Raw genomic sequence first — 12,053 nt, 5'->3', positions numbered from 1 at the left:
CAAAAAGGTTTTAATACATTCATTTTAAACTGATGTGTTCTAAATATTCTCAAAGTTTTAAACTTAAATCTAATGTGACTCATGTGTTAAAATCTTTTGTGACTTTTGTGGTGAAAAAAATCATAAATTGTAGAATTCCACAGCATTTCCAGCGAAAAAAAGTTGCTGTTCTTCTTTGGAAAACTGTGTCAAATATTTTGTAATCAATTCCAGCCACAAAGCATAATTTCCTCCCAATAACATCACTGGCCAGTCGCTCCCGAAAACCGTATGCTTAATTCCGAATTGTGAAAAAATAAAATCCAAAACTTTAAAAATTGACTTTTCATCAATAGTATCCCAATTTCCCTGCGTTAAAAGTCCTGAAACTTTACAATAAATGTTGGAGTTTTTAGCGAGCTCTGAAATATTTGATTTCCAATCTTTCAAGTCATTTGTTTTCAAATCCGGTTTTCCGCAATGATCCAAAATAAAGGGTTGATCAGGTAATTTTTCTGAAAGTTTTACGGCGTCAGAAAGCTGGTTCTGTCTCAATAAAATATCGAAAGTATAACCATACTGATGGAGTGTAGCAATTCCGTTGAGTACATTTTTTTGCAGTAAAAATCCGATTTCTTCTCCTTCCGCGATATGCCTGAATCCTTTAATGAGTTTTTCTGACTGATAATTTTGAAGGGATTCTTCCAGTTTTTCAGAAGTCAAATCAATCCATCCGACAACCCCTTTAATAAACGAATTTTCTTTAGCAAGATTAATCAGAAAGGTGGTCTCTTCATCACTTTGATCAGCCTGGACAGCGATGCAGCCTTCAGTACTTTTTTCTTTTAAATATAATGAAAAATCTTCCGGCAGAAAGTCTTTCCGGATGGTGGTCATATCTTCCGTAATCCAGGCATCCCGAACCGGATCAAATTTCCAAAAATGTACGTGAGAATCAATAATCATTTTTAATAATTTTCTATGAAATTAAATTTATAATGAAAATATTTTATCCATCAATTGCCATTTTTCTCCCGGTTTCGAGTGGGGCAGCTGTTGTTGAAATTTCCACATCAATTGTTCCCATTCCTGAACTTTCGGATTGTTTTTATCAGCTTCATTTTTGGCTTCAAAAGAGAAATATTCATCGGCTTCCACTATCATAAATAAACGATTTTGAAGACGATAAATCTCCATATTCATAATTCCGGAATCCAAGATACTTTGCTTGATTTCAGGCCAAACGTTTTGGTGATATTTTTCGTATTCCGCGATCAATTCAGGGTCATCGATCAAGTCGAGGGCGAGACAGTATCTTTTCATTCGTCGTAAGCTTTTACTTTTTGTGCGCTGCTTCCTAAACCGTCAATTCCCAATTCCACCACATCCCCCGGTTTCAGATACCAAGGCTCTGGTTTTTGACCTAAACCGACACCCGCAGGCGTTCCCGTACTGATCACATCCCCCGGTAGCAAAGTCATAAACTGACTGATATAGCTTATCAGAAAAGGAATATTAAAGATCAGATTAGAAGTATTTCCGTTCTGCAGCATTTGTCCATTCACTTTAAGCCATAAACGCAGGTTGTGAACATCCTCAATTTCGTCAGGCGTCGCAATGAAAGGCCCAATCGGCGCGAAGGTATCGCAGCTTTTTCCTTTTACCCACTGTCCATTTCTTTCCAGCTGAAAGGCTCTTTCACTATAATCGTTGTGCAAAACATAACCAGCAACGTGTTCAAGCGCATTTTCCTCAGAAATATAGCTTGCTTTTTTTCCGATGACGATGCCCAATTCAACTTCCCAGTCGGTTTTTGTACTGTTTTTAGGAATAATTAAATCATCATTAGGACCCACGATAGCAGTCGTAGCCTTAAAAAACAAAATAGGTTCCTGCGGAATCGGGGCGTTGGTTTCAGCAGCGTGATCTTTATAATTCAATCCAACACAGATGATTTTGGAGGGTCTTGCCAAAGGTGAACCTAATCTTTCGTCAAGGGAAATTTCGGGTAAATTCTGTGTGTTTATTTCTGCTTTTAAATTTTCAATAGCATCCCCGGAAAAGAAGTTTTCATCATAATCTTTCACTAAATGGGAGACATCGTATCTTTTTTCGTTAATAATCACTCCCGGTTTTTCTTGTCCCGGTTTTCCGAATTTTATTAATTTCATTTTTAATTTTGATTTTTTTGAATGTTTAATTTAAACGCGAAGGGCGCTAAGATTTTTTTGATGTTGTTCTGTATATTTTTCGTTCGCAAGGACGTTTCACTCAGCAAATGATAACTGAATCTTATATTTGTTTTAATTACGCTTTTAAAATTAACGCAAAGGCGCTAATATTTTTTTAATGTTGTTCTGTATATTTTTCGTTCGCAAGGGCGTTTCACTCAGCAAATGATAACTGAATCTTATATTTGTTTTAATTACGCTTTTAAAATTAACGCAAGGGCGCTAATATTTTTTTAATGTTTTCTGTATATTTTTCGTTCGCAAAGGCATTTCACTCAGCAAATGATAACTGATTTTTAATATTTGCTTTAATTACATTGTTAAAATTTTAACAAAAGACTATGCTATCATTTGCTGAGTGAAATGCCTTTGCGAACGAAATTTTTTGAAATTTAATTTAATAATCTTTACTCTCTTTGCATTAAAGAAATAATTAATAATTTTTTTTTAATTATTCAAAGTGGTAAAACCACCATCGATAGGATAATCTACACCTGTAATGAATGAAGCTTCATCACTGCATAAATACAACGCTAAAGAAGCAATTTCCTCAGGTTGAGCCATTCTTCCGATTGGTTGTGTTCTCGATAATTTTGCAAACATTTCTTCGATATTGTCAGGATAATTTTTTTGTAAAAATCCATCCACAAAAGGAGTATGAACTCGTGCCGGAGAAATAGAATTACATCTGATATTTTCATGAATATAATCTTTGGCAACACTCATGGTCATTGCTTTTACGGCACCTTTCGCCGTACTGTATGCAAAACGGTCTGGAATGCCGACCAATGCTGCAATGGAAGCCATATTAATGATCACGCCACCTCCTGATTTTCTAATTTGTGGAATACCTGCGAATAGGCAGTTGTAGACCCCTTTAATATTGACATTATAGATTCTTTCGAAATCTTCTTCTGAAGTCGTGTCAGCTTTTCCAATGTGTGCAATTCCTGCATTATTGATGAGAATATTAATCGCTCCAATTTGATCAAAAACTGCCAAAACATCTTTTTGTTTTGAAACATCACAGGCATACACTTTCGCATTGCCTCCGGAAGATTGTATTTTTTCCAGTGTTTCCTGTCCGTTTTGCTCGGTTATTTCCAGAATGTGAACTTCAGCACCATTAGCTGCAAGCTGAACCGCAATGGCTTGTCCGATTCCGCTTCCGCCGCCTGTTACAACTGCTTTTTTATTTTTTAAAGAAAACATTTTTTATATTAATTATTAAATTTTACTCATATTTTTTTAACGCAAAGGGCGCAAAGTTTTTTTTTAATATTCTTCTGCATATTTTTCGTTCGTAAAGGCGTTTGACTACGTCGAATCTTCGATTTCACTCAGCAAAGGCTTGCAGTTGATTATTAATATTAATCCTAATGCAATTATGATTTTATTATTTTCAAGCTTAATGCGACTTGTCGTAACCTTGGCTCTTTTTACTTTTTACCTTTTACTTAAAATTGAATTTTTAAAGACTCACTCCTCTCTTCCAAGGAATAAAGTCATCCTGATTCAATGCCACAGCTTTAGGGATAATATTTCCGCTGGCCACTTCGATGCAGAAATCTAAAATATCTTCACCCATTTGCTGAATGGTTTTTTCGCCGCGTACAATCGCTCCCGTATCAATATCGATAATATCCGACATTTTCGTTGCTAAAGCTGTATTGGTCGCCACTTTGATGACTGGACAAACCGGATTTCCTGTTGGGGTTCCAAGACCTGTCGTAAACAGAATTAAAGTAGCTCCTGAAGCAGCTTTTCCTGTGGTAGCTTCTACGTCATTTCCCGGTGTGCAGACAAGGCTCAATCCCGGTTTTTTTGCGGGTTCAGTGTAATCCAACACATCGACAACAGGGGAGGAACCTCCTTTTTTAGCGGCTCCAGCAGATTTTATGGCATCTGTGATCAATCCGTCCTTAATATTTCCCGGAGAGGGATTCATGTAAAATCCTGAACCCACTGCATGAGCGAGTTCATCATATTCCGTCATCAGTTTAATGAATTTTTCAGCGGTTTCTTTGTCTGCAGCGCGATCTATTAACTCCTGTTCGACACCACACAATTCCGGGAACTCGGCTAGTAGAACTTTAGCACCCAAAACCGAAAGGATATCCGCAAGATGTCCCACCGCCGGGTTAGCTGAAATACCACTGAATCCGTCACTTCCGCCACATTTTACCCCTACACAAAGTTTGCTGAGGGGAGCATCTTTACGTTCAATTTTATTGATTTCCAAAAGCCCTTTCAAAGTTTCGAAAATGGCATTTTTGATCATGGTTTCTTCACTTACCGCTTTTTGTTGTTCAAAAACGAGTAAAGGTTTATCAAAATCAGGATTGCGATTGTATAAATCTTTTTTAAAATTGTCAATCTGAAGGTGTTGACAGCCCAAACTTAACAACGTAACTCCAGCCACATTGGGATGATCCGCATAAGACGCCAAAAGTTTACTGAGCGTATCCGCATCTTGTCTTGTTCCGCCGCATCCGCCTGTGTGATTGAGGAATTTGATCCCGTCTACATTTTTAAAAATTCTGTCTTTTGCAGGAATACTTGACGGCGAAAAATCAATATCATCAATGTTTTCTCCTTTTAAAATGGCTTCTACCAATTGATGCGTATAGTTTTTGTATTTTGCGTCAACCGCGTATCCCAGTTCATTATACAGAGATTCTTTAATAATATCAAGATTGCGGTTTTCACAAAAAACAGTTGGGATAAACAACCAATAATTTGCCGTACCTACATCGCCGTTTGAGCGGTGATACCCTTTAAAAGTTTTATGTAAAAATCTTGACACGTCGGGTTTTGTCCAGTGATAATCAATATCGCGGTAGTAGTAAGGTTCGGCAGCGTGTTTTGTATTATCTGTCGTCATTCGGGTTCCCGCTGACAGATCGTATTGTACCTTGCCTACCAAAACGCCATACATGAAGATCTCATCACCCTGTTTCATATCATTCATAAAGAATTTATGTTTGGCGGGGATGGCTTCTAAAGTGGTGTAAGTTACTCCTTCGAAAATGATTTCGGTACCTGCATGGATATCCTGTAAGGCTACTAAAACATTGTCTTTTTGATTTATTTTTAAAATTAAATTGCTCATTTTAAGCTTCTACATTTATTGATGAGATTTTTTTATTTCTAAATCTTAATGAAAATAAAAATACGATGATAAAACAGACTAAAGGTACGACATAAGAGAAATGAATGTTCCCTGAAATATCGGTGATTTTACTTGCAATGGGAGGTATGATTGCCCCTCCGACGATTGACATGATTAGCAAGCTGGAAGCAGGTTTTGTTTCCGAACCGGCTCCTTCTATTCCCAACGCAAAAATTGTCGGAAACATGATTGACATAAAAAATGTTATTGAAACCAATGCATATAACGTTGAAATTCCTGATCCCACAATAACCCAGATGCTGAGAACGATACTGATGATACTGTAAATGCTCAGCAATTTTTGAGGTGAGATATATTTCATGAAAAAAGTACCGATAAAACGCCCTATCATGAATAAAAATCCTGCTACACCCGCATAATACTTCGCTTCCTGACCTTTCATGTCGATTGCATCTTCTGCAAAAACAAGAAGGAAACTGAAAACGTAAATTTGGGCACCGACATAAAAAAACTGGGCAAGAACACCCCATCCGACATTTTTTACGCCTAAAACCTGCAGGAAGTTCTTTGTTGATTTTTCTTTATTTTCCGCCACCTCCGGTAGTTTTATCAATAAAAATAAAAACATAACCAAAAGAATGATCAGCCCTAATATGATGTAGGGTCCTTTTACCAGTGAAGTTTCGGCTTGAATATAGGCTAGTTTGGCGGCCTGATCAAGTCCGGCAAGTTCTTCCTGAGATTTGGGTTCTTCACCTAGAATGAAAATCCCACCAATAATAGGAGCAATAGAAGCTGCCAAACCATTGAAAGACTGGGCGAAGTTGAGTCTTTGTGTTGCTTTTTCGGGTTCGCCTAAAATGGTAATATAAGGATTGGCTGCGGTTTCCAGAATTGCAAGTCCGCAAGACAAAATGAAAAGTGCGGCTAGAAAAAATGGATAACTGATGGTATTGGCTGCAGGAACAAACAGAAAACATCCGGCGGCGAAGAAGAATAAACCTACCAAAATCCCAGTTTTGTAGCCATATTTTTGAATAATCAGTCCGGCAGGAATGGCCAGTAAAAAGTACGCTGCAAAAACAGATGAATCGACTAATGAAGCCTGGAAATGACTCAGTTGAAAAGCACTTCGCAGATGTTTAATCAAGATCGGATCGAGATTATGGATAAATCCCCAGAAGAAAAATAAACTCGTTATCAGGATGAGTGGAAAGTAATAATTTTTCTTTTTTGAAGAAGAAAACGAGTTTCCGGGTTGGGTATTATTCATTGGCTTATATTATTTTGTGAAATATTTTATTACATGATTTGCCCGGAATATATTATGACTTTTAATCAATTAATCGCTCTTTCAGAAAAAATTAAAGATGGGTTAATCGATTGCATAATTTTTTTAATTTATCATTGATTTTTCAGCCCGGGTATTTTATCATTTTTTAAAAGTATAAAAATTTTCTGAATAAAAAATTATTAGTACAGGATGGTACAAGATAGTTTGAAAAACTGCAGATTTATTGATAATTTATCATTGATTTCTTATTTAGAAGTAGAGAATATGACTTAGCCAAAGCTTTCAAATATTTAAAAAAGGAGAAATTACTTTGCTTTTAAATGAAACTTTTATTTAGATACCAATTTTTATACTTTTGCAAAATTAATAATCATGTATGAAAAAATATCTGCTGGGAATTTGCTTTCTTTCTTTTTTATCTTGTGGAGATTCTGGTGATTCGGATAATCAGACCTTCAATTCTTCAAAAATTCAGACCCTTACTATTCAGGATGAGAATATTACAAACGGAAATGCTTCGCTTTCTGAGAAACTGGATTTTCAATTTGAATATAATCAAAACAAACTTGTAAAAGTCTGGGATTTGCACAATAACTACACGGAAAATTTAACCTATAACAACAATTCATTAAGTGCGATTACTATTAGCGGATATATTTATCCTGATTTGGCTAGTCATCAACCTCTTAATGTTAAAAGAAATATTGTCTGTGACGCCAATAACAAAATAATTTCTTCTGAAAATCCTATTGCAGACTTTTCAGGAAATACGACTTATACACTGTTTGAATACCCTTCATCCGATATTATCATTGCAAAATATTATAATAAATACTTAAATAATCCTGGGGTTTTAAAAGAAACTTCAAAGATATTTTTAAATAATGGAAATGTAACGAAAGTACAGTTTGCTTATGATAATTCACCTGTTTTTACTAAAGAAGTAAGGTATGAATATGATCAGAAAAATAATCCAAATTCTTTAATAGACAGAAACAGAATCCTGGCTCTTCCGGAATATGCATTTAATGTTTTTATGTTGCAGGATTATTCGCAAATTTCGAAAAATAATGTTGTTGTGAAAAAATCTTATTGGATATATCCTTCAGAAATTCTTCTTGAGACAACAAATTTTCATTATAATTATCAAAACAACGATCTTCCGGGAACTATTTATCTTCAGTATGACTATCCGGGCAATACAGGTCTGAAAGTCTCTGCGATTTACGGATATTAATAAAAAATTATATAAATTTAAACCTCATAAGTTTTTTATGCTTATGAGGTTTTTTATTTAAATTAAAATGGAAATACACCAAAAAACCATCCAAACCCCGCTCGGAGAAATGATCGCCTGTGCCGTAGACGAAGGAATTTGTCTTCTGGAATTCACCGACCGGAAAAATATTGAAAAGCAGTTCAAATCATTATCTAAAGCTTTAAATGCCGAAATTACGGAAAAAGAACACGAGCATTTCAAACAACTGGAAAATGAATTAAACGAATATTTTGAAGGGAAAAGAAGCTCGTTTGAAGTTCCGTTATTCATCAAAGGGACTGAGTTTCAGGAGAAAGTCTGGCAGCTTTTGAGAGAAATCCCGATGGGAGAGATTCGGACTTACAAGCAGCAGTCGGAAAAATTAGGAAACCTTAAGGCAATCCGCGCAGTGGGAACGGCAAACGGAATTAATAAAATTGCGATTTTAATTCCCTGTCACCGTGTGATCGGTTCCAATGGCGAATTGGTGGGCTATGCGGGAGGAATCTGGAGAAAGCAAAAATTATTGGAATTGGAGAAGGCTATTCTGTTTTGATTTTGTAATTTTAAACAAAAATTTACACGTGAAAAAGTTACTATTTGCACTTTGCATATCAGCTTCGGCTTTCAGTTTTGCTCAGGATTACTCGGTACCGGCAGCGAGTCCGCGTCAGAAAGTGGAACAGCAGTTTTCAATGTCTAAAATCACCGTTGATTACGGAAGACCGGGCGTAAAAGGCCGCAAAATCTTCGGAGAACTGGTGCCTTACGGACAGGTTTGGAGAGCAGGAGCCAACTCATCAACCAAAATTACATTCGGACAATCGGTAAACTTTGGAGGAAAAATAGTTCCTGCAGGGACTTACGGATTATTCATCATTCCGACAGAAAAGGAATGGAAAGTGATCTTAAATAAAGATTTCCAGCAATGGGGCGCTTATACCTACGATCCAAAACAGGATGTGGTAGATGTTACTGTTCCTGTAAATAAGCTGGCTGACAAGCAGGAATGGTTTGAAATTACTTTAAACCCGACAGGAGAAAATTCTGCAAATTTAGTATTGAAATGGGATATGGCTCAGGCTGAGGTCGCTTTAAAACCATCAAGTCCGGACGCTGTAACTAAGATTGCAGATAAATTAAAAGAGATCAAAAAAATAGAAGCTGACGCTAATAAAACAAAAAGCTAAGAAATGAATTTTTCTATTCAGACTGTTTTAGAAAATCAGGAATACCAATTAATCCCCTTACAGCAAGGGGATTTTGAGTCTCTATATGAAGTGGCTTCAGACCCGAAAGTCTGGGAACAGCATCCCAACAAAGACCGTTACCAAAGAGAAGTTTTCGAAAATTTTTTCAAAGGAGCGATGGAAAGCAAAGGTGCCTTTAAAATTGTTGAAAAAAGCACGGGAAATGTTTTGGGAAGTACCCGTTTTTATGATTTTGATGAAAAAAAGAACAGTATCTTTATAGGATATACTTTTTATGGAACCCAATCGTGGGGAAAGGGAATCAATCCTCAGATTAAAAAATTAATGCTCGACTATATTTTTCAGTTTGTGGATACGGTTCATTTTCATATCGGAAAAGAAAATTTTCGTTCACAAATTGCATTGGAAAGGATTGGTGGAAAAAAAGTAGCGGAAGAGGAAGTTGCCTATTTCGGAGAGCCGACGAGAACGAATTTTGTTTATGAGATAAAAAAGAAAACTATTTAGATTTAGATTAAAAATTTATCTCGCAGATTATGCTGATTTAGTAGATTTTTAATCTTTAAGTATCTATATAATCATAACTGAAAGGCTTTGAGAGTTTTTATAAGTGAAATTGAAGATTCAACGTAGTCAAACGGTTTTGTGTTTCTTAAAAGCAGTTAATTGTTAAAAAATCTCGGTGTACTTTGTGGTTAAAATTACATATTCAGTTTAATACAACTTAATTGAAAAAAATATTTATGAAAAAATATAAAATCCAAAAAACACCATTTGTTGTTCCTACAATGGACGGAAAACTGATTGAAGAGCATTGGGGGCACTCAACAGAAAATCCAAATATTTCAATTGCACACATGGTTGCTCCGCCAGACTGGAGCGAACCGCATCAAACTCCTGAATTTGATGAGTTTACCATCATTATTTCAGGCAAAAAACAATTTGAAATCGACGGGGAAATTGTCACTTTGGAAAAAGGACAAAGTATTCTGGTAGAAAAAGGTGCGCGGGTACGCTACAGCAATCCTTTTCCGGAACAGTGCGAATATATTTCTATCTGTCTTCCTGCGTTTTCTATGGAGTTGGTCAACAGGGAAGATGAAGGAGTAGATTAAAAAATGCACCGATTTGGCAGTGTATAGTTAAAATAATAATGCTTCCGCTGGCTCAGCATGACAATTCTAATACTAATTGTCTAATTAAACAGTATATTTTTAGCGATGTCATGCTGAGCCGGTCGAAGCATCTTTTATCTTTAAAATTTAAACCTTATTTCAAAATCTCCTTCAAAAACATCAGTGTATGATTCCAGGCTCTTTTGGCCATCACTGGGTTGTAATCCGGTGATTTTGGATCCGTGAAAGTATGTTTGGAATGTGCATATGTAATGATCTGCCAGTCTGCATTGCCTTCGTTCATTTCTTTAATTAAATTATTAAAATCTTCTGGCGTCACCCCTTTATCATCCGCAGGATTTTCAACTAAAATCTTCGTCGAAATCAGTCCGTTTTTTCTGGTCTGATCTTTCCCGATGCTTCCGTGAATCGAGACAACACCCACTACAGGCAGATTTCCTCTCGCAGATTCCAGGGCGCCGGTTCCTCCGAAGCAATATCCGATCACGGCAATTTTATCCGAAATGGCACCGTTTTTTTTCAATTGTTCCAAAGCCAGCGAAATTCTTTTCTGGTATGCGTCATAATTTTTCTTGTAATATCCGGAAGTTTTCGCCGCAGAATCACTGTCAGTTGGGATATTTCCTTCTCCATAAATATCGGCAATAAAAGCTACATACCCCTGTTTTTCCAATTCTATGGCGGCCGTTTTTGCTTCGTCATCAATTCCTTTCCAGGCTGGGAGAATCAACACCCCCGGAAGTTTTTTTCCTGCGTTGGAAGTTACCAGGCCATTCAGTTTTTGTGAACCGTCCTGATAAGAAACCGTTTTAAGGTTTTGACTGAAAACTGTTCCTGAAGCCATAAAAAAAGCTGTTAGTAAGATTGAACGTATCATATTTTGTAATTTAATTTTTTAGGAGCTTTTTCCCGCTTTCCGTTACAATCTTTTTTTCCAAAAAAGGATTTTCACTACAATCGGGGCTAGGGTATTTGTCGGATTTTCAATTTTTTATCACATATTCAACACTCTTTTTGTCATCCTGAAAGGATCTCAACAACGTTATTCAAAAAATGAGTCTAGATCCTTTCAGGATGACAAACTGAATGCTTTGTTCGTGGAAAACAAAAAATCCTCATCTAAATTAATAAAAATAACTTACAATGAGGATTAATAGAATGTTATAAAGTTTCAGTGCATTAGAACTGAAGGCCTAAATCAATTAATTCCTTTTCCAAATCAGTTTTCGGGGTAACATGAATGGTATTGAAACCTAAAGACTTTGCCATTTCAATATTCTTCGGATTATCATCTATGAAAACCGATTCATTAGCGTGAAGGTTATATCTTTCCAATAAAACATGCCATATTTTCGGATCAGGTTTTATTAATTTTTCCGTTCCGGAAACAACGATCTTCCCATCAAATAATTGGAAAAAATCATAGTTTTCGAGGGCGTAAGGAAAAGTTTCTTCCGACCAGTTGGTTAATCCGTATAGTTGATAATCAGTATTTCCGAGCTTTCTTAGAACTTCTACATTATGAGGGATGTCGCTTCTCAGCATGATTGTCCAGTTGTCGTAATACGCCCGAATTTCCTTTTCCCACTCAGGGAACTTTTTCACCTGAATCTCCGTACCTTCGGATAGTAATCTTCCTCTGTCCTGTTCTTCATTCCACTCAGATTGAGCGATATTTTCAAGAAAGTATTCCATTTTTTCATCATCATTAAAATACTCCTTAAAGAAATATCTCGGATTCCAATCCACTAAAACGCCTCCAAAATCGAATATAATGTTTTTAATTTTCATACTTTTTCTAAGATTAAAGT

13 protein-coding genes are annotated in these 12,053 nt (G+C 36.2%); 5 read left to right on the top strand and 8 right to left on the bottom strand.

From position 1 onward, the window contains the following. Positions 1-120: 120 nt before the first annotated feature. The 6 genes from BMX24_RS09730 to fucP form a co-directional block, all read right to left on the bottom strand. Positions 121-945 (bottom strand): amidohydrolase family protein, encoded by an 825-nt coding sequence (locus BMX24_RS09730; RefSeq protein ID WP_170835682.1) that lies wholly within the window; start codon positions 943-945, stop codon positions 121-123. Positions 946-972: 27 nt separating this feature from the next. Next, positions 973-1,302, bottom strand: a complete 330-nt coding sequence (locus BMX24_RS09725) for an L-rhamnose mutarotase (protein WP_089791999.1) — start codon at positions 1,300-1,302, stop codon at positions 973-975. After that, positions 1,299-2,150: a fumarylacetoacetate hydrolase family protein gene (locus BMX24_RS09720; RefSeq protein ID WP_089791997.1), complete on the bottom strand. Its 852-nt coding sequence runs from the start codon at positions 2,148-2,150 to the stop codon at positions 1,299-1,301. The genes BMX24_RS09725 and BMX24_RS09720 overlap by 4 nt, the downstream gene beginning before the upstream one ends. A gap of 507 nt (positions 2,151-2,657) precedes the next feature. Next, positions 2,658-3,422 carry an SDR family NAD(P)-dependent oxidoreductase gene (locus BMX24_RS09715; protein ID WP_089791996.1) on the bottom strand — a complete coding sequence of 255 codons (765 nt, stop codon included), beginning with the start codon at positions 3,420-3,422 and terminating at the stop codon, positions 2,658-2,660. A gap of 259 nt (positions 3,423-3,681) precedes the next feature. Continuing rightward, on the bottom strand, positions 3,682-5,322 hold the full coding sequence (locus BMX24_RS09710) for a UxaA family hydrolase (RefSeq protein WP_089791994.1): 1,641 nt from the start codon (positions 5,320-5,322) through the stop codon (positions 3,682-3,684). A gap of 1 nt (position 5,323) precedes the next feature. Beyond that, complete coding sequence (gene fucP, locus BMX24_RS09705; protein ID WP_089791992.1) at positions 5,324-6,616, bottom strand: L-fucose:H+ symporter permease; 1,293 nt, start codon at positions 6,614-6,616, stop codon at positions 5,324-5,326. A gap of 397 nt (positions 6,617-7,013) precedes the next feature. Here fucP and BMX24_RS09700 point away from each other — a divergent pair, with 397 nt between their 5' ends. From BMX24_RS09700 to BMX24_RS09680, 5 genes are all read left to right on the top strand, one after another. After that, a complete protein-coding gene (locus BMX24_RS09700; protein ID WP_089791990.1) occupies positions 7,014-7,874 on the top strand; it encodes a hypothetical protein in 861 nt (286 codons plus the stop codon). A gap of 67 nt (positions 7,875-7,941) precedes the next feature. After that, a complete protein-coding gene (locus BMX24_RS09695) occupies positions 7,942-8,451 on the top strand; it encodes a methylated-DNA--[protein]-cysteine S-methyltransferase (RefSeq protein WP_089791989.1) in 510 nt (169 codons plus the stop codon). A gap of 28 nt (positions 8,452-8,479) precedes the next feature. Continuing rightward, entirely contained in the window at positions 8,480-9,085 is a 606-nt protein-coding gene (locus BMX24_RS09690) for a DUF2911 domain-containing protein (protein ID WP_089791987.1), read from the top strand. Positions 9,086-9,088: 3 nt separating this feature from the next. Then, positions 9,089-9,613 carry a GNAT family N-acetyltransferase gene (locus tag BMX24_RS09685; RefSeq protein WP_089791985.1) on the top strand — a complete coding sequence of 175 codons (525 nt, stop codon included), beginning with the start codon at positions 9,089-9,091 and terminating at the stop codon, positions 9,611-9,613. Between the two features lie 236 nt (positions 9,614-9,849). Then, the gene (locus BMX24_RS09680; protein WP_089791983.1) at positions 9,850-10,221 is read left to right on the top strand and encodes a cupin domain-containing protein; all 372 of its coding nucleotides are present in this window, start codon (positions 9,850-9,852) and stop codon (positions 10,219-10,221) included. A gap of 154 nt (positions 10,222-10,375) precedes the next feature. On the opposite strand, the gene BMX24_RS09675 is transcribed toward BMX24_RS09680, so the two are convergent. Beyond that, positions 10,376-11,119 (bottom strand): dienelactone hydrolase family protein, encoded by a 744-nt coding sequence (locus BMX24_RS09675; RefSeq protein WP_089791981.1) that lies wholly within the window; start codon positions 11,117-11,119, stop codon positions 10,376-10,378. Between the two features lie 302 nt (positions 11,120-11,421). After that, positions 11,422-12,033 carry an HAD family hydrolase gene (locus BMX24_RS09670; RefSeq protein ID WP_089791979.1) on the bottom strand — a complete coding sequence of 204 codons (612 nt, stop codon included), beginning with the start codon at positions 12,031-12,033 and terminating at the stop codon, positions 11,422-11,424. Positions 12,034-12,053: the final 20 nt, after the last annotated feature.

This window comes from Chryseobacterium wanjuense, assembly GCF_900111495.1.
In the GTDB taxonomy this organism is placed as follows: Bacteria; Bacteroidota; Bacteroidia; order Flavobacteriales; family Weeksellaceae; genus Chryseobacterium; species Chryseobacterium wanjuense.
Note: the sequence above shows the minus strand (reverse complement) of the source record. Positions and strands in the feature narration are given on the sequence as shown.